The sequence below is a fragment of the Pseudomonas sp. HMSC08G10 genome (assembly GCF_001808425.1).
In the GTDB taxonomy this organism is placed as follows: domain Bacteria; phylum Pseudomonadota; class Gammaproteobacteria; order Pseudomonadales; family Pseudomonadaceae; genus Aquipseudomonas; species Aquipseudomonas guariconensis.
In genome coordinates this window covers 80,704-105,601 of record NZ_KV793285.1, presented here as the reverse complement: position 1 = coordinate 105,601, position 24,898 = coordinate 80,704, and the positions used below count along the sequence as shown (strand labels likewise).

Below are 24,898 nucleotides of genomic sequence, written 5' to 3'. Positions count from 1 at the left end.
ATTCAACCGTGAATGGCCAGAATGCTGGACTGGACCTTGTACAGGGCCTGCTCGGTGGTGCTGCCGACAACCTTGGTGCGCCCTTCATGGTAGAGCGTTCCCATCACCACCACGTCGAAACCCTGTTGATTGGCGAACTCGCTGACGACTTTGCTGGCGGGTCCGCGCACCAGATGCAGGTGATCCTGCCGAATGCTTTGGTCGGCACCCAGCTTTGCCAGACGCTCGCGTGCGCGGCCGGTCATTTCCTCGACCAGCGCCTCGGTCCAGGCCACCGGGGCGGCTGCATAGGCAACGAAGCTGGGGCTGGGTTCGTATGCCTGAAGCAGGTGCAGTTGCGCTTTACAGCGCTGCGCAAGGGTGTGTGCCGCTTGCAAGATGCGATCGTTGAGTTTCTGGATCGTTGGGCCGTTCTCGGCCAGTTCCACAGCGGCAATGACACGTGTTGGCAGCGTGGGCTCGGCATGGGCCACCAGGTGTAGAGGGATCGGGCAACGACGCAGCAACTGCCAATCTAGTGGCGTGAGCAGGGCGCGGCTCAGGGCGGTTTCGTGCTTGATGTCCTTGATCACCATTTCCACACGATGCAGTTGGGCCAGGTGAATCAAGTCCTTCAGCGGATCGTCTTCGTCCACGGTTTCGGCGTAGGCGGTGATGCCGAGCGCCCCCAGCGCCGCGACCTGTTCAGCCAGCCAGGCCTTGCGATGCTCGGCGTCCTGCTTGCGGGCATTGCTGCGCAGTACCTGGTCCAGCGTCGCCAAGCGGCTTGGCAGTTGGCTCAACACCACAAGGTGCAGAGTAGCCCCCGTGCCACTGGCCAGCGCTTGCGCGCGGGCCATGGCGGGCGAGGGGTGCAGGTCTGGATGGCAGATCAACAGGAGTCGCGAATAGGTAGTCATGATGGCCTCCTCGGCGATGGCAGCCTTGAGCAAGGCGCATCGGTACAGGCCAAGGGTGACGTATCGGGCCTTTCAAGCCTTGATTTTTATCAAGCTTGCGCCAGCACCTGCTCTGATAATGACGGGGCTGCGAGTGTCGACCCTCGTCCCGGGAGGTGGCCTATGAGCCCGTACCGCCGGATTCTCTTGATCATGACCCAGCCCGAGTCATGTCCGGCCGCCTTGCTTCGGGCGCTGGCGTTGGCGGATGCTTCGGGCGCTGCGTTGCATGTACTGGGTGTCTATGAGCCCACGGAGCTGCGATTGCACCACGAACTGCAGCAACCCCCGGCAGCGACAGCATCGTTCGTGCATTTCAATGCCGAGCTCAATGCGTTGCTCGACGAGCAGTGCGCCCACCGGCCCCGTCCATCGTTCGAGGCCGTGCAGACCCTCAACCCGCGTGATTTCCTCCCCGCCTATATTGCGAAGTTCGCACCTGACCTGGTGATCAAGGATTGCCCCGCCAGCTCGATGTTTGGGCAGATCGCGCAGGCCTCGCTCGACTATGCGTTGTTGCATGCCTGCCAAGGGCTGTTCCAGTTCGTGCCGGTCAATGCGCCGGCCATGCCGGCCCAGGTGTTGATTGCCGTGGACGTGGCCAGTCCCGAGCCTGCTCAGCACGTGCTCAACCACCAGTTGATAGAGGCCGGTCAGCAACTGGCGCTCCAGTGCAATGGGCACGCGCACCTGTTGTCGGCCTACGACCTGCCCATGGCCATGCTGGCCAATGCAGAGCTCGCCGAGCCATGGGCACAGGAGGTGCGAGCGTCACTGCGGGTACCGTTCGATACCTTGGCCGATGCGCACGGTATTGCCTATTCGCATCGGTACTTCGTCGAGGGGGCGCCACTTCGCATCATCAAGGCGCATATCAGCTCGCTGATGATCGATGTGGTCGTGGTGGGCGTGGTGCAGCCCAAGCGTTGGGCCAAACTGATTGGGGACACCACCGAAAGACTCATCGGCAGTGCCCCCTGCAGCATTCTGGCGGTCAAGCCGACACCTGCGGTCTGACACGGTGCTATGTGCACGGCCATGGCGCACCAGCTCAATACAAAAGTCGACTTCATAGGGAGGAACGTGGCACTCGATGATGTCCTGTGCGGTCACCCTGGTGGCCGGTCGCACGGCCGCCCGGGGGGCTAATGCGCACCGACAACCCCCTTGGCATGCCTTGGCAACGCGACCGAAATCAAGGCCGCCAGCAGCACGAAGGCGCAGGAGATCCACAGGCACGCCTGTAGGCCATACGCCTGGAACACCCACCCCGAGAGCAGTGTGCCGATCAGCCGCCCCAGGGCGTTGGACATGTAGTAGAAGCCCACATCCAGCGATACGCCGTCTTCCTTGGCATAGCTGACGATCAGATAGCTGTGCAGCGACGAATTCACCGCAAACAGCACGCCGAACAGCATCAGCCCGCCGAGCAGCACGACCTGGGCTGGCGCCCCGGCAGTCAGGCCCAAGGCGATCAGCGCGGGCACGCCAGCGAGGGCGGTGGCCCAGGCCAAGGCCGCCCGGCCGTCGGGGACATGACCGCGCGCCTTGCCGGTGAGGCGAGGGGCAAGCGATTGGACGATGCCATAGCCGATGATCCAGCTGGCCAGGAAGCCGCCGACCTGCCAGAAATCCCAGCCAAAGGCGGTGCTCAGGTACACCGGCAGTGCCACGACGAACCACACATCGCGGGCGCCGAAGAGAAACAGTCGTGCGCCCGAGAGTAGGTTGATCGCCCGGCTCTTGGACAGCAGGTCGCGGAATTTCGGTTTGGCCTTGGCCTTGCCCAGATCCTTTTTTAGCAGGATCAGGCTGGCGAGCCAGATCAAGGCCAGTACTGTCGCCATGGCCAGCACCGCCTGGGTGAAGCCGAGCAGGGCAAGCAGTGCGCCGCCAAGGAAGAACCCCACGCCCTTGAGCGCGTTTTTCGAGCCCGTGAGTAGGGCAACCCATTGGTAGAGAGTGCCTTGCTGGCTGTCCGGTACCAGCAGCTTGATAGTGCTTTTGGCACTCATCTTGTTGAGGTCCTTGGCGATGCCGGACAGCGCCTGGGCGGCCATCACCCAAGGCACCGTCAGCCAGGCGGCCGGCACCGTGAGCATCAGCAAGGCCAGCACCTGCAGGCCCAGGCCGATGTTCATGGTGCGGTTGAGCCCCAGGCGCGCGCCCAGGTAGCCGCCCACCAAGTTGGTGATCACCCCGAACACTTCGTAGAACAGGAACAGCGCCGCGATCTGCAGCGGCGTGTAGCCCAGTGCATGGAAGTGCAGCACCACCAGCATGCGCAAGGCGCCGTCGGTGAGGGTGAAAGCCCAGTAATTGCCGGTCACCAGCAGGTACTGACGGACTTGCGAAGACAGGGCAGACAATGCCTTCATGATCGCTGCTTACTCCGCCGTGCCGACCAGCCGGGCCAGCTCCGCTGCGCGGTTGGCATAGCCCCATTCGTTGTCGTACCAGGCGTAGACCTTCACCTGGGTGCCGTTGACCACCAGCGTCGACAAGGCATCGATGATCGAGGAGCGTGGATCGGTGCGGTAGTCGATGGACACCAGGGGGCGTTCTTCATAACCCAGGATGTCCTTGAGCGGGCCTTCTGCGGCTGCCTTGAGCAGCGCGTTGACTTCTTCGGCCGTGGTCGCACGCTCCACTTCGAACACGCAGTCGGTCAGCGAGGCGTTGGCCAGCGGGACGCGCACGGCATGGCCGTTCAGCTTGCCGCGCAGTTCGGGGAAAATCTCGGCGATCGCAGTGGCCGAACCTGTGGTGGTGGGAATCAGGCTCATGCCCGAGGCGCGGGCACGGCGCAGGTCCTTGTGCGGCGTGTCGAGAATGCTCTGGGTGTTGGTCAGGTCGTGGATGGTGGTGATCGAGCCGTGGCGGATGCCCAGGTGCTCGTGAATCACCTTGACCACCGGCGCCAGGCAGTTGGTGGTGCAGGAGGCGGCGGTGACGATGCGGTGCTGCGCCGGATCGAACAAGTGCTGGTTGACGCCCATCACCACGTTCAACGCGCCGCTTTCCTTCACTGGGGCACAGACCACCACGCGTTTGACGCCTTGGTCGAGGTAGGCCTGGAGCACGGCCACCGATTTCATCTTGCCGCTGGCCTCGATCACCAGGTCGCAGCCCGACCAATCGGTGTCGGAGATCGTCTTGTTGGCGGTGACTTTGATGCGCTTGCCCTCGATCACCACCGAGTCGCCTTCGGCATTGGCTTGGCGGTGCCAGCGTCCGTGGACCGAGTCGAAGTTGATCAGGTGGGCGTGGGTTTCGGCGTCGCCGGCCGGATCATTGATCTGCACGAACTCGAATTCTGGCCACTCCCAGGACGCGCGCAGCGCCAGACGACCAATACGTCCAAAACCATTGATGCCTACTTTGATTGTCATGTTCTTGTGCTCGAAGTGGGATAAGCCCACCTCCAACGGAGGTGGGGAGAGGTCGTGAAGGGTTCAGATGGAACGTTGATTGACGCGCTTGGACAGTTCCTCGGCCGACTCCTTGCGCTCGGAGTAACGGTCGACCAGGTAATCGGCGCGGTCGCGCAACAGCAGGGTAAATTTCACCAGTTCCTCCATGACATCGACGACGCGGTCGTAGTACGCAGACGGCTTCATGCGCCCGGCTTCGTCGAACTCCAGGTAGGCCTTGGGCACTGACGACTGGTTAGGGATGGTGAACATGCGCATCCAGCGGCCGAGCACACGCAACTGGTTCACCACGTTGAACGACTGCGATCCACCGCAGACCTGCATCAGTGCAAGGGTCTTGCCCTGGGTCGGACGCACCGCGCCCATGCTCAAGGGGATCCAGTCGATCTGCGACTTGAACACGCCGGTCATTGCGCCGTGGCGCTCAGGCGAGCACCAGACCATGCCTTCGGACCAGAGCACCAGTTCGCGCAGTTCCTTGACCTTGGGATGATCGTCCGGGGCGTCATCGGCCAGCGGCAGGCCCGAGGGGTTGAAGATGCGCGTCTGGGCACCGAAGTGTTCCAGCAGGCGGGCCGCTTCTTCGGTCAACAGCCGGCTGAAGGAGCGCTCGCGGGTCGATCCGTAGAGCAGTAGGATCCGTGGTTTGTGCGTGGAGGTCTGCACGCGCGCCAGTTTGTCCACGGTCGGCAGGTCAACGAGTGCGTTGTCCAGGTTGGGAATAGGGTGTTCGGTCATGATTTCACTCTTGGCAGAGGGACGGCGTTCTTTGCTCGCAAGCCAATGGGAGCAATCAGCAGCAGGAGGCGAGGCGCTGGGGCCGCTCGCCCATGACATCCAGGCGTCGAGTGCTGGTGCTGAGCCATTCGCGGTTGGCCTCCAGCGTGGTCGCCAGCACTTCGCGTACCCAGGCGGGCAATGCGGGATGTAACCGGTAATACACCCATTGGCCTTGACGGCGGTCTTCCAGCAGGCCACAGGTGCGAAGTTGCGCCAGGTGGCGGGAGACCTTGGGTTGGCTTTCATCCAGGGCGCAGATCAGTTCGCACACGCAGAGTTCTTCCTCGCGGGCAATCATCAGCATCATGCGTACACGGTTCTCGTCGGCGAGGCACTTGAAAACCTGGGTGGGCGACAAGGGGTCAATCATGGCGGTTCTCATGGGCTGGCGAGCACGAGTCTCAAGGGATATATGATTTTGTGAATATACGCTTTATCGAATATATCTCAAGCCCCCGCTGATCAGAGGCAGAGCTCAGCGGGGCGGTCAGGCGCCAAGGGCCTGACCACCTCGTCCGGCATTGGCCGGCGACCGCTCAGCGCATGTGCAGGATGATCGGGCTGCTGCTGGCCGGGTCGGTGTGCTCGCGCAGTTTGCCGACCGCCTGGGCCTGCACTGCACCGCCCCGATTACCCCAGGCGCTGCGCATGAAAGTCAGGACATCGGCAATCTGCCGGTCCGACAACTGCTCGCGAAACGCCGGCATGCGGTAAGCGTCCGGTTGGCCTTGGGCGACGACCCGTTGCGAGCCGTTGAGGGTGATGTTGATGGCCGAGGCATCTTCCTTGGCCAGCGCCGAGGTGGCCCCGGCCAGGGGCGGCATCCATTCGGGCTGGCCCTTGCCATCGAGGCCGTGGCAGGAGGCGCAGCGGGTCAGGTAGGTCTGGGCGCCTGGGGTGTCCAAGTGCGCGGCAGGCAAGGCCTGGTATTGCCAGGGCGCGCCGTCGCGTTCACGGTCGCCCGGCAATGACTTGAGATAGCGCGCGATCGCCGTCAGGTCCTCGTCGTTCATGAACTGGGTGGAGTTGTTGAAGGCTTCGGTCATCGAGCCGAACACCACGGCATGCTGGTTTCGCCCGGTCTTGAGGAACTGCACGATGTCCGCCTCGCTCCAGCGCCCAAGGCCGGTGTTGTGGTCGCCGCGCAGGCTCGGGGCATACCAGCCATCGAGCAGGGCACCGGCCAGGAACGGCGCACCTCGCTCATCCAGGGCCTTCTCGTTGAAGGCCAGTCCCCGAGGGGTGTGGCAACTGCCGCAATGGCCGGGGCCCTGGACGATATAGGCGCCGCGGTTCCACAGTGCATCCTGTGCGGGTTTGACCGCATAGGGTGTGGTGGGCGAGAACAGGCCGTTCCACAGGGCGATGGGCCAGCGCAGGTTGAGCGGCCAGGGAATGTCGCTCTGGATGTTGGCCTGGTTGACGGGCGGTACGCCGTGCATGAAGAAGGCATACAGCGCCTTGACGTCATCATCGCTGAGCTTGGCGTAAGAGGGGTAGGGCATGGCCGGGTACAGCCGTCGGCCTCCTGGCGCGACGCCCTGGCGCACGGCGCGGTCGAAGTCAGCCAGGCTGTAGGTGCCAATGCCGGTCTGCCGGTCGGGGGTGATGTTGGTGGCATGGATCGAGCCCAGCGGCGTGGCCATTTCCAGGCCGCCGGCAAATGGCTTGCCCGTCGGTAGGCTGTGGCAGGCGACACAGTCGCTCAGGCGCGCGACGTACTCGCCATGACTGACCAGCGCTGCGTCCGGCGGGGCGTCGTCGGCCAGGGGCGAGGCGGGCTCACGGGTGACATACCAGGCCAACAGGCCTGCCGCAGCCAGGCACGGCAGGGCCAGCCAGCGGGCGGCGGTTGCGAGTCGACGGTTGTGCATGGGTGGCCCCTGGACGTCAGCTGAAGGTATAGCGACTGAGCGGCATGCTGCGAATGCGCTGACCGGTCAGCCGTGCCACCGCGTTGGCCACGGCAGGCGCCACCGCTGGTAGCGGGGGCTCGCCGATCCCACCCATCTTCGCGCCGCTCTCGATGATGCGCACATGCACCCTCGCCATGCGCGAAGGCGGCAGCACCGGATACAGGTCATAGTTGCGCGCCCGCGGCATGCCGTTTTGCCATACCGCTTCCTCCAGCAGCACCTGAGACAGCCCCAGGGCCACCGCGCCGTTGACCTGGGCCTCGATGATCGCCGGGTTGACGATGCTGCCCGGGTCGATCGCCTGCCAAATGTCGTGCACCTTGACCTGGCCGTTCTCGATCGACACCTCGGCGATCACCGCCGCCTCGGAGCCGAACGGCGAGGCCATGGCCACGCCACGGGCGCGCGTGCTGCCGTCCTCGGCCGTGAACGGGCCGCGCTTCCAACCGCCGGACAACTCGCCGACCGCCTGCAGTAATGTGGTCAAGCGCGGGTTGCCCTGCAGCAGGTGCAGACGCAACGCGTACGGGTCCTGGCCGCCCTTGTCGGCCAGTTCGTCGAGAAAGGCTTCGTAGAAGAAGTCGTTGAGCGAATTGCCCACCGAACGCCAGTAGCCGAGCATGGCCGGCCCTTTGACGTAGATCTGGGCGACGCGCGTGTTGGCGATGGCGTAGGCCTTGCCCGACAGCCCTTCGAGGGCTGTAGGGTCCAGTTGCTCGCCCTGCTTGCCGGCGATGGCTTCGGTGGGGCCCTCGGTGGCACTCACCGCTTCAAGTGCCACCGGCAGCCCTTTGTCATCGAGCCCGGCGCGGAACTTGACCACGGCGACGGGGCGTAGCACATCCCGCAAGAATTCTTCCTCGCGGCTCCAGATCACCTTGACCGGGCGGCCGACCGCCTTGGCCAACGCGATGGCTTGCGGGTAGGGATTGGCCGAGTCATAGAGAAAATGCCGACCGAAAAAACCGCCGAGCAGAGGCGAGTGCAGGGTGATCCGCGCAGGGTCGAGCCCGGTACGTTTGGCGATGTCGTCGCGGAACATGTCCGGCGCCTGGTTGGGCAGCCATACCTCCAGCGAACCGTCCGGGTTGAAGCGCGCGGTCGCCGAGGGCGGCTCCAGCTGGGCATGGTTGAGGTACTGATTGTGGTAGGTGGCCTCTACGGTGGTCTTGGCGCTGGCCAGGGCCGCAGCTACATCACCGAGTTTTTCGTCATCGCGGCCTGGACCTGGTTGGGCTGCCAGGTGCTCGCGCCAGGCATCGCTGGAAAAATCCTTGGGCATGGGCCGTACCGTCGCGTCGGGCCCCGGCTCCTGCCAGTCGACCTGAAGCGCCTCGGCTGCACGCTTGGCGTACCACCAACGCTCGGCGACCACCGCGACCGCACCGGGCAGTAGGTGCACCGAATGCACGCCTTTCATGGCCTTGACCTGGGCTTCGTTGCGGATACCGCCAGGGGTCATGCCCAGACGTGGCGCATGCTGCACGGCGGCCTGGAGCATGCCATCGACGTGGATGTCGATGCTGTACTGAGCCTTGCCGGTGGACTTGTCGTAGGCATCGACGCGCTTGACCGGCTTGCCGATCCAGCGGAACTGGCTGGGGTCGCGCAGCGTGACACGGGCCGGGTCCGGCACGGGCAGGTCCATGGCGCGTCCGGCCAGCTCGCCATAGGTGATGCTGCGCCCAGAGGCGCCATGGACGACCTTGCCAGGCTCGGTGGAGAGCTCGCCCACCGGCACGTCGAAGTGCTCGGCGCCGGCCTGCAGCAGCATGGCGCGGGCCATGGCGCCGAGACGGCGCATGGTCGGGTAGCTCATGCGCACCGACATGCTGCCGCCGGTGATGCGCATGCCGTTCTCCATCACCACGTAGGCTTCGCCGGGCGGAGCGCTGTCGACCACGAACGTGGCCGGGTCGGCATCCAGTTCCTCGCCGACGATCTGCGCCATGGCGGTGTAGGTGCCTTGGCCACCTTCCATGAACGGGCTGAGCAGGCGCACGGTGTTGTCCGGGCGAATCTCCAGGAAGGCCGGTACCTGGGTGCCACGTTCAGTGCCGGTGGCGGTGGCCGCCTGCACCCTAGGCGAACCCAGGGGCAGGCCGAAGCCCAGCACCAGTGCACCGACGGCGGTACCGGCGAGAAAACGCCGGCGCGACAGGTTGACGGTTTCGCCGGGGGTCAGGCTCAGCAGGTCTTCGGGGAGCTCCAGGGGCGTCTTCATCAGGCTTTACCCCCTTGGGCCAGGTCGTGCATGGCGGCATGGATGGCGTTGTAGGTGCCGCAGCGGCACAGATTGACCATCGCCGCGTTGATCTGCTCGTCGCTGGGCGTGGGTGTGTGCTTGAGCAGTGCGGTGGCCGCCATCACCTGTCCGGACTGGCAATAGCCGCACTGAGCCACCTGGTGTTCGACCCAGGCCGCCACCACGCGCTTGCCGACCTCATCGGCCTCGATCGCCTCGATGGTGGTCACCTCCCGCCCCACCACACCGGCCACCGGCGTGACGCAGGCGCGCACCACATTGCCATCGACCAGCACCGAACAGGCGCCGCACTGGGCCAGGCCGCAGCCGTACTTGGTGCCGGTCAGCCCCAGGTCGTCTCGGATCACCCACAGCAGCGGCGTGTCGGCTTCGGCATCGACCTGATAGGTCTTATGATTGATCTTCAGCTCCATGGCTCACCTGTAATCAGTCGGTTGATGTGTCGATTCTCTTCGGCAGGAGGGCAGGCACCCAATCAGGAAACGCTAGCACAGGCGCAGCTCGAGGGTGGCAGCATTAGACCGATGCTGGACGATCATTAGCCTGATTGCAGGGTATCCCACCGGTTGTCTGATTCAGTTCTCATTCCTGCCCACGGAGGTTGCATGCCAGGGCGGTTTCGATAGGGTGGCGCTCTGGACAGGAGTCGCAGGAGGCCGACATGCGTATCAGGGGTAATGTGTTTTGGGACTGGGCCGATGCGACCCTTCATCATCGAACGCATCAGGAGGCGCTCGACGATGGCACCTGTATCGATGTGCAGGTAAGGCTGTCGCGCACCGGGGCCACGCAGTTGTTCATCGGTGTGTATGCACGTGGCGGCAAGGCCTTGCACGAAGAAGCGTTCGATGCCCGCCCAGGCGAGACCATGACCCGGGCGCTGGCCTGGGGGGTGGGCCGCGCCAGGTGGATAGCCGGCGAGCGCGTCGCGGCCCCCGCCTGCGCCAAGTGACCGACACCCCGCGGCGGGGCCGGTGCGCTGCCATTTATCGGCCACCACGAACCGACGTAGCGGGCGATGACTCCACACAGGGCAAGTCTTTGTATTCCATCGACTGATGAGGCCCGACAATGAATGCCATCGAACTGCTGATCCAGGATCATGAAACCGTCAAGAAACTGCTCGAGGAACTGTCCAGCACCACCGAGCGCGCCGTGAAAAAGCGCAGTGAGTTGCTCGCCCGCATCGAACAGGAGCTGCAGATCCATACCGCGCTCGAAGAGCAGATCCTCTACCCGGCCATCAAGCAGGCCGGGGGCAAGGAAGAGGAGAAAATGTACTACGAGGCCAAGGAGGAACACCGCACCGTCGACTCGCTGGTCTTGCCCGACTTGCTGCAGACCGACACTGGCACCGTGGAATTCGCAGGCAGGGTCAAGGTGATGAAGGAGCTGCTGGAGCACCATATCGAGGAGGAGGAAGGCGAGCTCTTTCCGACCGCCAAGAAGCTGCTGGGCAAGCAGGCGCTCGAGGAGATGGGCGTCGCCATGCAGGCCCACAAGAAGATGCTAAAGGCCGACCAGAACGCCGCCTGACGCCCCATACGCGACCGGGTAGCCGGTCGCGTTTCATTTTCTCGACAGGAGCGCCGTCCATGGCCAGTCATCTGTTTCTGATCAGCTACATCCTCGATAACCAGCCAGGCACCTGCGAAATGCGCAGCGACGAACAGGACATCAGCGTGGAATGCGCGCGCAGCTATCTGCAGGGGCTGCATCGCGGCGAGTCATCGTCGTTCACCGATGTACAGGTGCAGCGCATCGAGCATGAACATGAGCCGGGCACATCCCCGGCCCACTACCAACAACCCTGAGCAGTGTGGCCGGATGGTAGTCCGCACCGGCGACCGCCCTGAGGAACGCCCGGTCGGCCAGCCGGCGCAGGTCGCGCCATTCGGTCCACTCCACCAACCCGAGTCGGTCCATTTCATCCGCTTGGCGCAACAGCGTCTCGTGGTAGGTGCTGGGGCAGTCCTGGCGTAGCGTGTCATCGTCGAACAGGGCGAACCAGCAATCGATCGCCAGGCGCTTGCGTCGCTCCCGCTCCAAAGGCTCGTTGAATGCATTCATGGCCGTTTTCCTGCGCGCTTTGGCAATCGAGCCCGAGAGCGGGGCCAAGGTTCATTGCGAGCGTTCCGGCGGTCGTTTGGGGCGACTGTACCAAGCGTGTGAATCTCGAATGAATTTTCTTTCCCTGCCCCTGCTCCATAGGCTTGGAACCACTGAGGAGGCGTGTGATGGCAGGGCAGCAATTGTTTGTGATCGAGTACGAACTCCATGGCGAGTACCGCACGTTCATCATTCGCCTGGGGCGCATGGACAATGCCGAGGCCTGGCATTGGGCCTGTTGCGATGCGGGCGTGGGCATCATCCCACGGTTCGGCCAGCACACGATCAAGAAGGTCAGCCGACCCATGGCCGAGCGCTACGGCCTGGCCAACGTGCGTTGGCGTCCAGCGGGGCAGGGGCCCGAATTCGTCGCCCCGCCCATCGATGTGAAGAAGTTCAACGGCTCATGAGCCCGGGGGCACGTCATCATGGAAATCGATCCGCTACTCCACGCACTGTTGCTGGCACGCGGGTCGTGCTCAGCCGGCACTGGCGTCAACCTTACGCGGTCAACGACTGCATCGCGGCGCATTTTCTCGATGATCGCGCGCCGGTGGCAGCGCTGCTGGGCTGTGCCCGTGATCTTAAGGCGCGCCGCGCCGGGCTGCGCCAGGATGTCTAGTTCGTCCTCACCACCCTGGAGGAAGAGTCCAACGCCGGGGCCATGTACGCCGCGGCGCGCCTGCCGGGTGATACTACCGTGGCAGTCGAAGTGGGCCCGGTGCTGGACGAGTACGGTGCCCGGTTGAGCGCCGACCCGATCATCAATACCGGGGATCAAAAAGGCCTCTACAGCCGTAGTGTCGTCCATGGGCTGACGGCGGCGGCGCAGCACGCCGGGTACAGGCCGCAAGCCGCCTTGCTGGTGGATTTCGCCAGTGACGCGAGCGCGGTCATGAGCGCGGGTGTCGCGGCGCAGGCAGGCTGCCTGGCCATTCCCACGGAAAACACCCATGGCTTCGAGATGATCCATGGCGATGGCATCACGGCCTGTGCCGCGACGTTGGTGGAATACGCGCTGGCGCCGCAAACCCCATCCGACCTCCACAATCCACGTTGAACCCTCTCCCAGGAGCGACCGGTGCCGCGCATCATCACCCCCTCAACCCCTGAGCACGAAATCAGCGAGCGCAATGCCAAGCTGTTCGGTTCTCCCAAGGAGCGCCTGGATTTCTACCGCCGGGAAATCCAGTACGAGACGAGCATCCTTGCCAACCGCACCGATGCCTTTCTTGCGGCCCAGTCGTTTCTGGTCATCGCGTTCGTTTCCTCCATGGGCAATCTCAATCCGGACTGGGGGGCGGCGTTCACCTTGATCGTGCCGCCGTTTCTCGCCCTGTTGGGGGCGTTGAGTTCGTTGAGTGCCTGGCCGGGCATCCGCGCGGCTTACAAGATCATCGACCATTGGCAGTTCAAGCAGAGCCACCTGCTGCGCAGCGAGCCCTTGATGGGGTTGGCTTATGACGAGTCACCACTGTTTTGCGAGACGGAAATCTCGCGACCTGGGTATCGCAAGTCATTGCTGTTTTCGTTGCGCACTCCTTGGGTATTCCTGGTGTTCTGGCTGGCCCTAGGGGGTTATGCGGTGGCAATCCAGGTGTTGTGATGTGCGCGGGCCTGGCAGTCGAAGCGAGGCCGCGTAGCGCCTTTAGCGTAGCCGCATGCCCACCTGTCGGTTCGACAGAGTCGAGGCGGGGAACTGGCTTTCACAAGCAGTACCCATCATCCCAAAGAGGCAACGCAACATGACATCCATTACCGACAATCTGCTCGACTGGCTGCGAGATGCCCATGCCATGGAACAGCAAGCCGAGAGCATGCTCAAAGGGCAGGCTGAACGCCTCGAGCATTACCCCACCCTCAAGGCACGAATCGTCCAGCACATCGAAGAAACCCAAGGGCAGCAGCGCGTGCTGGTCGAGTGCATCGAGCGCCTGGGCGGAAGCACTTCGGTGTTCAAGGATATGGCAGCCAAACTCATGGCCTTCGGGCAGGCAGTGGGCGGCATGGCCATGAGCGACGAGGTGGTCAAAGGGGCCATGGCCGGCTATGTCTTCGAAAACATGGAGATCGCCTCGTACACCGTATTGATCGAGGCGGCGGAGGCGGCCGGCGACAGCGCCACCGCACAGGCCTGCAGGTCGATTCTCAAGGAAGAAGTGGCCATGGCCGAATGGCTGAAGGACCACCTGCCGGAAGTGACCCGTGCCTTCCTGGCCCGGTCCGCCGATCCGGATGCCGAAGCCAAGCGCTGAAGCCAATCACCCGCACCGGCGTTTTGCCCGGTGCGGGGCCCATCCTACTCCTGACCGTTGTTGACCTTGCCAAGCTCCGCCCCGGTCAGAGGCTGGGCCTGGGGATTGGACATCGTCCTGGTTTTCATCGCGTCCAATGCGGTTTGCGACTGCGCGTCGAGCTGCACCGAGGCCTCGCCATCGCCGCCATCCACAGCCGGTTGAGGCTGCTCCACATAGACCCAGTCTTGTCCTTCATTCCAGGCCCCGCGCATTTCGCCACCTTTGGAAAGGTTGAAGTACGTGTTGTTGAACTCAGGATCTCCTGGCAGCTTGCCTTGGGGGAAGTTGGGCGCAATGGCATGCAGGGCTTTTTCGAAAGACAGTTGGTGAGCGATTTCCCGACTCATGAGAAAGCCCAGGGCATCCTTGATGCCAGGATCGTCCGTGACATTGATCAGCCGCTCGTAGACGATCTTGGCGCGGGCTTCGGCGGCGATGTTGGAGCGAAGATCTGCAGTGGGTTCGCCAATGGTATCGATGTAGGCCGCCGACCAGGGCACACCGCCGGAATTGACCAAGGGTGCGCCGGCGCCATAGAGCAGGCTGGTGATATGCGAGTCGTTACCGGCACCGGTCAGCGAGCGGTAGAGCTCGCCTTCGGCCTCGATGCCCTCGGCCAGCTGGCCTTTGGCGCCCTTGTTGAGCATCACCACGATCGAGCCGATGATTTCCAGGTGGCTCAGTTCCTCCGTGGCGATATCGAACAGCAGGTCCTTGCGCCCTGGGTCATCCTCGCTCACGGCCTGGGTGAAATAGCGCATGGCGGCGGCCAGTTCCCCTTGGGGGCCACCGAACTGTTCGAGCAGCAGATTGGCCAGCCCAGGATTGGGCTGCGCCACCCGCACGGTGTACTGCAGGCGTTTGTTGTGCATGAACATTGGAATGTGCCTCATCAACAGCGCCGGGGCGGCAGAACCGCCCCGGCAATCGGTGGGAAGTTAGCGGTCGTCGTCGCTTTTACGGCCGCCCCCATGGCTGTGCTGGCCGCCTACGCGACTGGCTTCGGAGGCCTTTTCACGGTCGTTGGCGAAATTGCCGCCGGACGCCTGGCCGCCTTTCTTGCCGGCCTCAGAGGCACGCTCAGGGTCGTTCTTGAAATTGCCCCCGGACATTTGGCCGCCTTTGTGGCCGGCCTCGGAGGCGCGTTCAGGATCGTTCTTGAAATTGCCACCGGACGCCTGGCCACCTTTATGCCCAGCTTCAGAAGCTTTCTCCCGGTCGTTGGCGAAGTTGCCTGGGTTGGTGTTGGCGCTGCCGCCTTGGTTGCTTTGTTTGTCTTGGTTGTCAGCCATGATCTTTCACCTCATGTCATCTACACAGGAAGGTCTGTGTTCAGTAGTGACAAGGGCGAGGCATTGCACCTCGCAAAAGGAATTGGAATTTGCTGACGGGTTGCTTTAAGGATTGACGGACCGGCGTTTGAAGTGCCAAAGCCAATAACCCTGGCTTGTCTCGCACTGCTTTCGGGTGCGCAGGTTGTTGCTTGACGGATGACCACCGCGCAAGTATTCGCTAGGCGCTGGCACTGTGGGTGAGATTCGATTGGTATGTGTCCCTTCGCTTGAACGGGGCGTCAGGTGTGCAGGTCTTCAAGGAAGAAGCGTCAGTCGGCGCTGCCGATACCCGAGCCTTTGCCCAGAACACCCGGTATGCCTGCAAAGAAAATCCGCACAGCCAAAGCCCGCGCCACGATCGTCTGTCTACGCAACGGAAAGGTCCTGCTCGTACGCAAGAAAGGCGCGAGGTGGAACCTGCCAGGCGGCGTCATCGAGCCGGGCGAGACGCCGGAAGAGGCCGCTATCAGAGAGTTGCGAGAGGAAGCCTCTTTGCACTGCCAGGGCTTGCATACGTTGTGTACGTTGCCGGTTGGCAATGTGCTTCATCACATCTTCACCACCAACCTCGGCGAGCGGACACGGCCCGTGCCCAGCAACGAAATCGTGGCCTGCAAATGGGTGCTGCGCAGCGTGCTGGGCCGTATGCAATTGAGCAGCACCGCCGCTGCCTTGCTGGCCAAGGAGCTGCCGGTGTTGTCGGCACCGGTGTGACAGCGCCGGCCCATTCATCCGCGCTCAACGAAGCTGTCTGAACTTTGCGCCGCCGTGCGCCTTCCTCTGTTCACACCTGTGGTTTTTTCGAATCGCAAGAGGAGGCGGATATGAGTGATCCTGTCACGTATTTTTGGATCGCCCTGGTGGCGATCATTCTGCTGGTCGATCTCTGGGCCATCGTCAGCGTGTTCCGCAGCGACAAGTCCGACGGCACCAAAGTGCTGTGGTCGTTGCTGCTGGTGCTGTTCCCGGTGATCGGGCTGGCCATCTGGGGCGTTGCCGGGCCGCGCGGCATCAAGCGTGGGACCGGACCGACTTCGCCTGAACACAGCAAAGGATAGGAGGTGATGATGACCCAAGCTACCCACGAACCTGCCAAGCGCCCGCCCAAGGGTGAGGCCGAGCGCGACAACGACGCCCATCGCCCTGATGGCTCGACCGGTACTGCGCACGACTCCACGGCGCAAAAGGCCGCGCGTGACAAAGGCAAACGCCACTGAGCCTGCCCAAGTTGGGCATGGTTAAAGGTCTACCCACGCTTGGCGCGAGGCTTTCGGGGCGTCGTGCTCGCTGCCTGCATCGACGCTACACTTGCATCGTCGAGATAGGCGGGTACGACCGAACCGAGGGCGCCCATGCGCAAGATTTATCGACCGATGCTCTTGTCACTGGTGTGTTTCCTGCTTGCCCCGGCGGCTGCCGGGGCAGCGCAGCCGTGCAAGCACTTGATGGCAACGGGCAATCCCGAGTACCCGCCTTACCTATGGCGCGACCCGCAGAACCCGCAACGCCTGATCGGCGCCAATGCCGATCTGCTCCAGCGCCTTGGCAGCGAACTGGGGCTTGAGATCGACGTGGTCTATGGCGGGCCGTGGTCGCGTGCGCAGGAGCAGGTCAAGAGCGGGCGGATCGACTTGATCGCCGGCGCCTTTCGTACCGCATCGCGCGAAGTCACCATGGATTTCATTCCCCCGCCGTTCCTGAACACGCCCAGCGTGGTCTGGGTGCGTCACGACGACCCGTTTTCCTACACAGGGTGGGCCGACCTGCAAGGGCGCAGCGGTGGCACCCTGGTCAACAACAGCTACGGCCAGCAATTTGACGACTACGCCAACGCTCACCTGAAACTCGAAGCGGTCCCCAGCGCGGACCAAGCGTTTCGCAAGCTGTTGTTCAAACGCAACGACTACGTCATCTACGAGCTTTACCCAGGACTGGCGCTGGCCCGCACTCTGGGAATCTCCCAGCAAGTGCAGGCGCTGGCGCCGCCTGTTTCCAGCGAAGGGCTGTACCTGACCCTCTCCCATCACTCGACCTGCAACCAGCCCGAGCTACGGGCGCAACTGGCACAAAAACTCACCGACCTGCTCGACCGTGCCGTGCCCAGGCAACTGCTGGAGCAAAACCTCAAGCGCTGGCAGGACCAGCAGGCTCGGTCGGGTACGACGGGCAAGCCTTGATGGCGGCCTCACTTGAACCAGTTCAGCGCTCGGGGTTCGCAGTTGAGCAGCACATGCTTGAGTTCGCTGAATTCCTCCAGCCCCGCCGCCGACAGCTCGCGGCCAATGCCGCTGGCCTTGAAACCGCCCCAGGGCGCCTGGGGAAAGGCCACGTTGTAGTCGTTCACCCAGAGCGTGCCCACCCGTAGCCGCCGCGCCAGACGATGGGCACGGCCCAGGTCGCCGGTCCACACGCCCGCCGCCAAGCCATAGGGCGTATCGTTGGCAAGCTGAACGGCATGGTCCTCATCGGTGAAGCGCTCGACGGTGATCACCGGCCCGAAGATTTCCTCACGGGCGATGCCCATGTCGGCCTGTACCTCGGTGAGCAGGGTAGGGCGCAGCCAGAACCCCTTGCTCAAGTGCGCGTCCCTGGGGATATGGCCACCTGCGCTCAGGCGGGCGCCTTCGCCTTGCGCCGTCTGGACCCGTGCCAGTACGCGGTCCCGGTGGGCCGACGAGATCAGCGGGCCCATGCGCGTACGGCTGTCGAAGCCATCGCCCAGGACGATGGCTTCGATGCGTTCGGCCAGGCGCTGGACGAAGCGCTCATGGATGTTCGCCTCCAGCAATAGGCGCGAGCCGGCCGAACACACTTGCCCGGCATTGAAGAACACTGCGTTGAGCGCTTGGTCCAGGGCCACGTCCAGGTCGGCATCGGCGAACAGGATGTTCGGGTTCTTGCCGCCGAGCTCCAGCGCCAGGCGCTTGAAGTTGCCACTGGCGGCCTGCATGACCTTGGCGCCGGCATTGGCGCCACCGGTGAAAGACAGCATGTCCACCCGCTCGCTGAGCGCCAGGCGATGGCCCACGGCGCCATCGCCGCAAACCAGGTTGAACACGCCAGGCGGCAGCGCCAGGGCGGCCAGCAGCGATGCCAGGTGCAAGGCGCTCAGTGGCGTCAGTTCGCTGGGTTTGAGAATCACCGTGTTCCCTGCGGCCAGGGCGGGCGCGAGTTTCCAGGCGGTCTGTAGCAGCGGGTAGTTCCACGGCACGATCAGTGCGCAGACGCCCACCGGCTCATGGCGTGTGACGCTGATGACATGGGCGGGCGCCTGGGGATGGGCGATGTCGGTGCGCGCTTCGAGCAGCCCCGCGTAGTAGCGGAAGGTGGCCACCACGCAGGCCAGGTCGGCCGCGCTTTCGCCTAGGGTCTTGCCAGTGTTGAGGGTTTCCAGGCGCGCCAGATGGGCGGCATCGGTTTCGATGGCCGCCGCGATGCGCAGCAGCACGGCGCTGCGCTCACTGGGCGGCAGTTGGGGCCAGGGGCCGTGGTCGAAGGCGTGGCGGGCGGCGTCGATCGCGGCGTCGATATCGTCGGCGCTTGCCTCTGGCGCCAGGGCGAGCAGGGTTTCGTCGGCGGGGTTGATGATTTCCCGATAGCGCTTGCTGTGCGGTTCACGCCACTGCCCTGCAATGAAGAGCTGATGATGCGTCATGCTGCGTTTCCTCGTGTGCATTGGAAATGACCGCACCATAGCCAGGCTCCTGGGCACGAACTTGACCGAATGCGACAGCCATCGCCGCGGCGTGCATTCGCGACAAGGCAGGTCGCATCGCATCAAGTCCTCGTTGGCGCGCTCCCTAGACTCGGGAATGTGAATGCGTGCCCGGGGGGCGCGCTCGACGCCCGAGGAACCGCCATGCACAACCCATCCATCGCCGTGTTAGACGCCCATGCCCAGGCCCGCGTCGAGCTCGCTTGCGCGTTTCGCTGGACTGCCCGTCTGGGCATGCACGAGGCCATCGCCAATCATTTCAGCCTGGCCGTGTCCGAGGATGGCCGGCGCTTTCTGATCAACCCCTATGGGCGGCACTTTTCCAAGATCCGCGCCAGCGACCTGTTGCTGCTCGATGCCGATGACCCTTTGGCCCTGCAGCGCCCCGGGGCGCCGGATATCACCGCCTGGGCCTTGCACGGTGCCTTGCATCGCCAGCACCCGCACGCGCGCTGCATCCTTCATGTGCATTCCAAGTACGCCACGGCCTTGGCCTGCCTGGCCGATTCACGCCTGCCGCCGATCGAGCAGAACGCCATGCGCTTCTTCGAGCGCGTGGCCATCGACGAGGGTTTCGATGGCATGGGCCTGGGGGATGAAGCGGAGCGAGTGAGTCGTCAGCTGGGCGACAAGCCGGTCCTGCTGATGGGCAACCACGGCGTACTGGTGGCGGCGCCCAGCGTGGCCCAGGCCTTCGACGATCTCTACTACTTCGAGCGCGCCTGCGAGCTCTACCTCACCGCCCTGGCCACCGGCCGCCCGCTGCGCATCGCCAGCGACGCCGTAGCGCGCAAGACGGCCCGGCAGTGGCTGGACTACCCGGACTTCGCCACCCGCCATTTTGCCGCGCTGCAGGAAATCCTCGATGAACAGGAGCCGGACTACCGCGCCTGAACGTCCCAACCTATTGCCACGCCCACCCTCAACCGTTCTGGAGTCGCTCGCATGCCGAAGAAAACAGCCGTATCCGTGCTCGCCGCATCGCTGTTCGCCGCAGCCTTTGCCACCGCCCAGGCGGGGGACCCCGTTGCCTGTCAGACCGTGCATTTCGCCGAGGTCGGCTGGGCCGACATCGCTGCCACCACAGGCCTTGCAACCACTGTGCTGCAGGGCTTGGGCTACAAGACCAAGACGCAGATGCTGTCGATCCCGATGGCGTACCAGGCCATGGAGATGAAGACGATCGATGTCTATCTCGGCGCATGGATGCCCTCGATGGCGGCGATCTCTACGCCGTTTCTGGAAAAAGGCAGCGTCGAGCGGGTGCGAACCAACCTGACCGGCGCCAAGTACACCCTGGCGGTGCCGGACTATGCCTACGAGGCTGGGCTCAAGGATTTCAAGGACATCGCCCGGCTCAAGGACTCGTTGCAGGGGCGCATCTATGGCATCGAGGCGGGCAACGATGGCAACCAGATCATCCAGGGCCTGATCGACAAGGACCGCTACGGCCTCAAGGATTTTCGCCTGGTCGAGTCGAGCGAGGCCGGCATGCTGGTGGAGGTGCGCCGGGCCGTGCGCTCGAAAAAACCGATCGTGTTCCTGGGCTGGGAGCCGCACCCGATGAACACCCAGTTGTCGATGCGCTACCTCAGTGGCGGCGATGACGACTTCGGGCCCAACTATGGCGCTGCGGTGATCGATACCCACACCCGCAAAGGCTTTGGCCAGGAGTGCCCGAACGTTGGGGCGCTGTTATCGCGGATGGAGTTCCAGCTGGGGATGGAGAGTCAGATCATGGGCGCGATCCTCAACGACAAGCAAAAGCCTGCGCTGGCATCGCGTGAATGGCTCAAGCGCAATCCGCAGGTGCTGGACAGCTGGTTGGCGGGGGTGACGACCTTCGATGGCCAGCCGGGCGTGTCGGCGGTGCGCCGTTACCTGGGGCTCTAGCGCAAGGCCCCCGGGGCCGCGTTGCGGCCCCAAAGATTCGCGCAGCGCTTAGAACGCCAACGGCTGCCGATCATGTCCCAACGGTTGGCGCATGACCGGCGCGTTCAAGCTCTGCGAACGGTCATTGCTCGGCGCACAGCCAAACTTGGCGCGGTAGGCGCGGGAGAAGTGCTCCAACGAGCCGAACCCAGCGCTGGCGGCTACCTGGGCGACGCTCATGCGGGTCTGCTGCAACAGGTTGTGCGCACGCGCCAGGCGCAGGCTGAGGTAGTACTTCAATGGCGTCAGGCCGGTGTGCTGCATGAACTGGCGCTCCAGTTGCCGACGCGACAGCGCCACCCGCTCGGCGATGGCCTCGCAACTCAACGGCTCCTCCAGGTGCTGCTCCATCAGCTCGATGGCCCGCCCCATCTTGCCGGCCTGGGCATGCAGGCTGCGGCGATAGCCCTCGGCTTGCTGGACCTGTGGCTCGCGCACCTGCTCGATGAGCATGTGCATGGCCACCTCGCGCGCCAGATTGCCGCCGGCCAGGTGATCCAGCCAGTTGAGGACCATATCCAGCACGGCAGTGGCGCCCGCGCAGGTCAGACGCTTGCGCCCCAGCGAGTAGAGCTGCGCGCAAGCCTGGACCTTGGGGTAGCTTTCCTGGAAGCCTTGCAGGTTGTCCCAGTGCACCGCCGCCGGATGGCCATCGAGCACACCGGCTGCGGCGAGCAGCTCGGTGCCGGTCTCGATGCCGACCATGATTGCGCCGAATGCGGCCTGGCGCTTGATCCATGCCTTCAGCGCCGGGTTGCGTGCGTGGCGGTGCACGTCGAAGCTGGCAATCACCGCGCAGGCGTCGAACTCGGTGTGCTCGCCGATGCCGGCCTGGGCGCTGGCCAGCAGGCCGTTGCTGGCGGGCACGGGCTGGCCGTCCACCGAGAGCAGGGTCCATTGGAACAGGCTGCGTTGGGCCAGCCAGTTGGCGATCGACAACGGCTCGATCAGCGAGGCCAGGCCGAAATTGGAAAACGACGGCAACAACAGGATGCCGATGCGCAGGGGAGGGCTGGCGGGGCCCTGCCACTGAAGGCCAAGGGTTTCGGATCGGTTCATGGTTGCACCAGGCTCGACAATGGGCGTCGGCTGCATGGGCCGGCGCCTCGTTCACGGAAAAGGCCCGCTGCGCCTATCCAAGCGCAGCGGGCCGGCTTTGGCAAGCGCGCTTCAGCGCTGGCATTGGCGCCAGTGCGGGTGAATCCACACCGGGGCATCGTTGACCGGCAACGGGTCATGGCCGCGGATCAGGTCACTGGCCTTCTCGGCGATCATCACTGTGGGCGCGTTGGTGTTGCCGCTGACGATCTGCGGCATGATCGAGGCGTCGACCACCCGCAACCCACGCAGGCCATGCACGCGCAACTGTGGATCGACCACCGCCTCCGGGTCGCCGACCGGGCCCATCTTGCATGTGCCGCTGGCGTGGTAGCCGGTCTCGGTGACACGCCGCGCCCAGGCGTCGAGCTGCGCATCGCTCACCTGGTCGGCACCCGGTACCAGCTCATCGCCCGCATAGGCACGCATCGCCGGTTGCGCGAGGATCTCGCGCACCAGTCGGGCACCGGCGCGCATGTCGGCCCGGTCGCGCTCACTGGTGAGATAGTTGAACAGGATGCGTGGCGCCTGGTGCGGGTCGGCGCTGGTCAGGCTGACACTGCCCAGGCTGGTGGGACGCATCAGGTCGATGTGCACCTGGAACGCGTGCTCGGGCACCAGATCGACGCTGCCCGGTTGCACCGCCAGGGGCATGAAGGTCAGTTGCAGGTCGGGAAACTCCACGCCCGCCCGCGAACGGATGAAGGCGCCAGCCTCGAAATGATTGCTCGCCGCCAGGCCATCGTGGCTGGCGAACCAGCGCGCGCCGATCAGCCATTTGCCTGGCGCCCGCGTCCAGGGATAGATCGACACCGGCTGCTTGCAGCGGTACTGCACCACGGTGTCGGGATGGTCGTTGAGCCGCTGGCCAACCCCAGGCAGATCCCGCACCACGGGAATGCCCAGGCGCTGCAGATCCTCGGCAGGGCCGACGCCGGAGAGCATCAGCAGCTGGGGCGAGTTGATGGCGCCTGCGCTGAGCAGCACTTCGTGGCGCACGCGCACTTGGTGCACGGCGCCGTCCATTTCCAATTCCACCCCGTAGGCCTGGTCGCCGTCGAACAGAATCCGGCGGCTCAGCGCCGAGGTGGCGACCGTGACGTTGCCGCCTTGGAGCGCTTCGGCCAAGTAGCCGCGAGCAGTGCTCCAACGCTTGCCGTCGCGGGTGGTGCGGTCGACCGGGCCAAAGCCTTCCTGGCGGTAGCCATTGAGGTCGCCGCTCGCGCCGTAGCCGGCCTGCTGGCCCGCTTCGATGAAGGCCTGGCACAGTGGTGGCGAGGTGTCGCCTGGGGTCACGTGGAGCAGCCCGGCCCCGCCCCGGTAGCGGTCGGCGCCGTCCCGGTGGTTTTGCGCGCGGATGAAGTACGGCAGCACCTCGCGGTAGCTCCAGCCCTCGCAGCCGTGCTCGGCCCAGCCGTCATAGTCGCGGGCATGGCCACGGATGTAGACCATGCCGTTGATCGACGAGGAACCGCCCAAGGTGCGCCCGCGCGGCGTGCCGATGCGCCGGCCGTCCAGGCCCGGCTCCGGTTCGCTGCTGTAGCGCCAGTTGAAACGCGTGCCGCCCACCACGATGCCCACGGCCGAGGGCATGTCGATGGTCCAGCTGGCGTCCGGCGGGCCGGACTCCAGCACCAGGATGCGCAGCGCCGGGTTCTCGCCCAGGCGCTTGGCCAGCACACAGCCGGCCGAGCCTGCGCCGATGATCACGTAGTCGTATTCATGCCCGAGCATAAGGCTCTCCCTCAACGGTCAGCGGCCAGCGCCGATCCCGTCGAACACCAGCTTGTGGAAGTGATGCACCAGGTGCTCGCTTTCGTTGCTGCGTTCGGCATCGATCATGTAGCGGCCCTGGTCGTAGCCCAGCGAGCGCAGGCCTTTTTGCACACTGATGTTCAGCTCGATGTCTTCCGGGCCCAGGTCCTCGTTCATCCATTTCATGCAGGCGTGGGAAACTGCCGGCACCTGTTCGTGCGGGCTGTAGTAGCCAAAGCGCAGCAGCGAGCGTTCGGCGTCCAGCGGAATCATGATGAAAGTGCCGAGGAACTCGGAGAACGGGAAGGTATAAAAGGTGTTGTTCGGCCATAGGCCAATGTTGAAGAAGCGCTCGTCGGGGTTGCGCGGCCCGCTGAGCTTCACGCCGTAGGCTTCTTCGGCCTGCAGGTTGGCTGGGGCGATGTAGGTCCACCAGTTGTCACGCTTGGTCAGACGGTAGCCTTTGAAGTCGATCAGCTTGGCCAGGTCGATATGGCACGGGCCGGACAGCTTGAAGTGATACCCCTCGATGGAGTTGTCCATGATCACCTTCCAGTTGGCCGGCACGATCACATCCTGCTCCTCGATCAGGCGCATCTTGCCCAGCTCGGGAAACACCGCTCGCATCTCTTCATCGGCGCCGGGGAACAGTTCGGCCAGCGAGGGGGCTTGGGCGTCGAAGTTGAAGTAGACGAAGCCGCCGAGTTCTTCGACGCGGACCTTGGGAATATTGAACTGCTGCTTGTCGAAGGCGATCAGCCGTTCGCTACGTGGTGCGCTGCGCAGGCTGCCGTCCATTTCGTAGCACCAGGAGTGGTAGGCGCAGCGCAGCACCCGGGTGTCGCTGCCTCGGCGTACGTCCAGCAAGCGATTGCCGCGGTGCTGGCAGACGTTGTGAAAGGCATTGATCTTGCCATCGTTGCCGCAGGCCACTACCACGCTCTGGTCAAAGATGTCGCAAACCACGAATTGCCCGGGCTCTGCGAACTCGTTGCGATGGCCGGCCAGGTGCCAGGCGCTCATGAAGATGCGGTCGCGTTCGGCGGCGAAAATCTGTTCATCGAAGAAGTACCGCGAGGGCAGGGTAAACGCCTGTTCCGGGCGTTGATCGGCCCAATCTGCAACGCAAGTGCTGTGCTTGAACTGTTCGACGGATTGCATGGCTGGTCTCCTCCAGACACTGCCCCTTGGATTCGGTCAGGGGCTTGCTCGGGAGTTAATCTAGGGGAGGGTCAAAGGCGGCTCTTGATGGAAAACGACAACATTCGCCGGTGTTGGCGGGAGTGCTACGGCGATAGGCGGGTGGCCTCGGGGCGCGGTCTTC

28 protein-coding genes and 1 pseudogene are annotated in these 24,898 nt (G+C 64.1%); 14 read left to right on the top strand and 15 right to left on the bottom strand.

The features are described from left to right. Positions 1-2 precede the first annotated feature (2 nt). The gene (locus HMPREF3173_RS01670; RefSeq protein ID WP_070571233.1) at positions 3-899 is read right to left on the bottom strand and encodes a universal stress protein; all 897 of its coding nucleotides are present in this window, start codon (positions 897-899) and stop codon (positions 3-5) included. A 162-nt stretch (positions 900-1,061) separates the two neighbouring features. Here HMPREF3173_RS01670 and HMPREF3173_RS01665 point away from each other — a divergent pair, with 162 nt between their 5' ends. Next, positions 1,062-1,955, top strand: coding sequence for a universal stress protein (locus tag HMPREF3173_RS01665; protein WP_070571232.1), 894 nt, complete (start codon positions 1,062-1,064; stop codon positions 1,953-1,955). 128 nt (positions 1,956-2,083) lie between these two features. Here the strand turns inward: HMPREF3173_RS01665 and arsJ are convergent, their stop codons facing one another. The 7 genes from arsJ to HMPREF3173_RS01630 all read right to left on the bottom strand — a co-directional run bounded on the left by arsJ (position 2,084) and on the right by HMPREF3173_RS01630 (position 9,747). Beyond that, positions 2,084-3,316 carry an organoarsenical effux MFS transporter ArsJ gene (arsJ, locus tag HMPREF3173_RS01660; RefSeq protein ID WP_070571231.1) on the bottom strand — a complete coding sequence of 411 codons (1,233 nt, stop codon included), beginning with the start codon at positions 3,314-3,316 and terminating at the stop codon, positions 2,084-2,086. Between the two features lie 9 nt (positions 3,317-3,325). Then, positions 3,326-4,330, bottom strand: a complete 1,005-nt coding sequence (locus tag HMPREF3173_RS01655) for an ArsJ-associated glyceraldehyde-3-phosphate dehydrogenase (RefSeq protein ID WP_070571230.1) — start codon at positions 4,328-4,330, stop codon at positions 3,326-3,328. Positions 4,331-4,393: 63 nt separating this feature from the next. Then, a complete protein-coding gene (gene arsH / locus HMPREF3173_RS01650; protein ID WP_070571229.1) occupies positions 4,394-5,110 on the bottom strand; it encodes an arsenical resistance protein ArsH in 717 nt (238 codons plus the stop codon). Positions 5,111-5,165: 55 nt separating this feature from the next. Then, the gene (locus HMPREF3173_RS01645) at positions 5,166-5,522 is read right to left on the bottom strand and encodes a metalloregulator ArsR/SmtB family transcription factor (RefSeq protein ID WP_070571228.1); all 357 of its coding nucleotides are present in this window, start codon (positions 5,520-5,522) and stop codon (positions 5,166-5,168) included. A 166-nt stretch (positions 5,523-5,688) separates the two neighbouring features. Beyond that, a complete protein-coding gene (locus HMPREF3173_RS01640; RefSeq protein ID WP_070571227.1) occupies positions 5,689-7,026 on the bottom strand; it encodes a c-type cytochrome in 1,338 nt (445 codons plus the stop codon). 16 nt (positions 7,027-7,042) lie between these two features. Continuing rightward, positions 7,043-9,292 (bottom strand): xanthine dehydrogenase family protein molybdopterin-binding subunit, encoded by a 2,250-nt coding sequence (locus HMPREF3173_RS01635; RefSeq protein WP_070571226.1) that lies wholly within the window; start codon positions 9,290-9,292, stop codon positions 7,043-7,045. Further along, entirely contained in the window at positions 9,292-9,747 is a 456-nt protein-coding gene (locus HMPREF3173_RS01630) for a (2Fe-2S)-binding protein (protein ID WP_070571225.1), read from the bottom strand. Before HMPREF3173_RS01630 ends, HMPREF3173_RS01635 begins: the two co-directional genes overlap by 1 nt. 248 nt (positions 9,748-9,995) lie before the next feature. On the opposite strand from HMPREF3173_RS01630, the gene HMPREF3173_RS01625 reads away from it, so the two are divergent. From HMPREF3173_RS01625 to HMPREF3173_RS01615, 3 genes are all read left to right on the top strand, one after another. Continuing rightward, the gene (locus tag HMPREF3173_RS01625; protein WP_070571224.1) at positions 9,996-10,286 is read left to right on the top strand and encodes a hypothetical protein; all 291 of its coding nucleotides are present in this window, start codon (positions 9,996-9,998) and stop codon (positions 10,284-10,286) included. 119 nt (positions 10,287-10,405) lie between these two features. Next, a complete protein-coding gene (locus HMPREF3173_RS01620; RefSeq protein ID WP_070571223.1) occupies positions 10,406-10,870 on the top strand; it encodes a hemerythrin domain-containing protein in 465 nt (154 codons plus the stop codon). A gap of 59 nt (positions 10,871-10,929) precedes the next feature. Continuing rightward, positions 10,930-11,148 carry a hypothetical protein gene (locus tag HMPREF3173_RS01615; RefSeq protein WP_043209014.1) on the top strand — a complete coding sequence of 73 codons (219 nt, stop codon included), beginning with the start codon at positions 10,930-10,932 and terminating at the stop codon, positions 11,146-11,148. Here HMPREF3173_RS01615 and HMPREF3173_RS23765 read toward each other — a convergent pair. Then, on the bottom strand, positions 11,072-11,404 hold the full coding sequence (locus HMPREF3173_RS23765; protein ID WP_256543725.1) for a hypothetical protein: 333 nt from the start codon (positions 11,402-11,404) through the stop codon (positions 11,072-11,074). The two genes, HMPREF3173_RS01615 and HMPREF3173_RS23765, sit on opposite strands and share 77 nt — an antisense overlap. A gap of 167 nt (positions 11,405-11,571) precedes the next feature. Here HMPREF3173_RS23765 and HMPREF3173_RS24220 point away from each other — a divergent pair, with 167 nt between their 5' ends. From HMPREF3173_RS24220 to HMPREF3173_RS01595, 4 genes and pseudogenes are all read left to right on the top strand, one after another. Next, positions 11,572-11,853: a DUF6555 family protein gene (locus HMPREF3173_RS24220; RefSeq protein WP_043209012.1), complete on the top strand. Its 282-nt coding sequence runs from the start codon at positions 11,572-11,574 to the stop codon at positions 11,851-11,853. Between the two features lie 53 nt (positions 11,854-11,906). Further along, positions 11,907-12,503: pseudogene (locus HMPREF3173_RS23760) on the top strand (M28 family peptidase); the annotation flags it as partial. 21 nt (positions 12,504-12,524) lie between these two features. Then, positions 12,525-13,049: a hypothetical protein gene (locus HMPREF3173_RS01600; protein WP_070571222.1), complete on the top strand. Its 525-nt coding sequence runs from the start codon at positions 12,525-12,527 to the stop codon at positions 13,047-13,049. Positions 13,050-13,188: 139 nt separating this feature from the next. Further along, a complete protein-coding gene (locus tag HMPREF3173_RS01595; RefSeq protein ID WP_043209008.1) occupies positions 13,189-13,698 on the top strand; it encodes a ferritin-like domain-containing protein in 510 nt (169 codons plus the stop codon). Between the two features lie 44 nt (positions 13,699-13,742). Here HMPREF3173_RS01595 and HMPREF3173_RS01590 read toward each other — a convergent pair whose 3' ends face one another. Next, the gene (locus tag HMPREF3173_RS01590) at positions 13,743-14,618 is read right to left on the bottom strand and encodes a manganese catalase family protein (RefSeq protein ID WP_070571221.1); all 876 of its coding nucleotides are present in this window, start codon (positions 14,616-14,618) and stop codon (positions 13,743-13,745) included. 60 nt (positions 14,619-14,678) lie between these two features. After that, positions 14,679-15,032, bottom strand: a complete 354-nt coding sequence (locus tag HMPREF3173_RS01585) for a con-10 family general stress protein (RefSeq protein WP_070571220.1) — start codon at positions 15,030-15,032, stop codon at positions 14,679-14,681. Between the two features lie 357 nt (positions 15,033-15,389). Here HMPREF3173_RS01585 and HMPREF3173_RS01580 point away from each other — a divergent pair, with 357 nt between their 5' ends. The 4 genes from HMPREF3173_RS01580 (at position 15,390) to HMPREF3173_RS01570 (ending at position 17,251) form a co-directional block, all read left to right on the top strand. After that, positions 15,390-15,788: an NUDIX domain-containing protein gene (locus HMPREF3173_RS01580; RefSeq protein ID WP_070571219.1), complete on the top strand. Its 399-nt coding sequence runs from the start codon at positions 15,390-15,392 to the stop codon at positions 15,786-15,788. A gap of 110 nt (positions 15,789-15,898) precedes the next feature. Beyond that, complete coding sequence (locus HMPREF3173_RS01575) at positions 15,899-16,132, top strand: PLD nuclease N-terminal domain-containing protein (protein ID WP_043209000.1); 234 nt, start codon at positions 15,899-15,901, stop codon at positions 16,130-16,132. A 9-nt stretch (positions 16,133-16,141) separates the two neighbouring features. Further along, complete coding sequence (locus tag HMPREF3173_RS24500) at positions 16,142-16,291, top strand: hypothetical protein (RefSeq protein WP_168166359.1); 150 nt, start codon at positions 16,142-16,144, stop codon at positions 16,289-16,291. A 135-nt stretch (positions 16,292-16,426) separates the two neighbouring features. Beyond that, a complete protein-coding gene (locus HMPREF3173_RS01570; protein WP_070571218.1) occupies positions 16,427-17,251 on the top strand; it encodes a substrate-binding periplasmic protein in 825 nt (274 codons plus the stop codon). 8 nt (positions 17,252-17,259) lie between these two features. On the opposite strand, the gene HMPREF3173_RS01565 is transcribed toward HMPREF3173_RS01570, so the two are convergent. Further along, positions 17,260-18,729 carry an aldehyde dehydrogenase family protein gene (locus HMPREF3173_RS01565; protein ID WP_070571217.1) on the bottom strand — a complete coding sequence of 490 codons (1,470 nt, stop codon included), beginning with the start codon at positions 18,727-18,729 and terminating at the stop codon, positions 17,260-17,262. 204 nt (positions 18,730-18,933) lie between these two features. Here HMPREF3173_RS01565 and HMPREF3173_RS01560 point away from each other — a divergent pair, with 204 nt between their 5' ends. Continuing rightward, positions 18,934-19,683 carry a class II aldolase and adducin N-terminal domain-containing protein gene (locus tag HMPREF3173_RS01560; protein ID WP_070571216.1) on the top strand — a complete coding sequence of 250 codons (750 nt, stop codon included), beginning with the start codon at positions 18,934-18,936 and terminating at the stop codon, positions 19,681-19,683. A gap of 51 nt (positions 19,684-19,734) precedes the next feature. Further along, positions 19,735-20,682, top strand: coding sequence for a choline ABC transporter substrate-binding protein (locus HMPREF3173_RS01555; RefSeq protein ID WP_070571215.1), 948 nt, complete (start codon positions 19,735-19,737; stop codon positions 20,680-20,682). A 48-nt stretch (positions 20,683-20,730) separates the two neighbouring features. Here HMPREF3173_RS01555 and HMPREF3173_RS01550 read toward each other — a convergent pair whose 3' ends face one another. The 3 genes from HMPREF3173_RS01550 to HMPREF3173_RS01540 all read right to left on the bottom strand — a co-directional run bounded on the left by HMPREF3173_RS01550 (position 20,731) and on the right by HMPREF3173_RS01540 (position 24,735). Next, the gene (locus HMPREF3173_RS01550) at positions 20,731-21,780 is read right to left on the bottom strand and encodes a GlxA family transcriptional regulator (protein ID WP_070571272.1); all 1,050 of its coding nucleotides are present in this window, start codon (positions 21,778-21,780) and stop codon (positions 20,731-20,733) included. Positions 21,781-21,891: 111 nt separating this feature from the next. Further along, a complete protein-coding gene (locus HMPREF3173_RS01545; RefSeq protein WP_070571214.1) occupies positions 21,892-23,553 on the bottom strand; it encodes a choline dehydrogenase in 1,662 nt (553 codons plus the stop codon). Between the two features lie 18 nt (positions 23,554-23,571). Continuing rightward, a complete protein-coding gene (locus HMPREF3173_RS01540) occupies positions 23,572-24,735 on the bottom strand; it encodes an aromatic ring-hydroxylating oxygenase subunit alpha (protein ID WP_070571213.1) in 1,164 nt (387 codons plus the stop codon). Positions 24,736-24,898 lie beyond the last annotated feature (163 nt).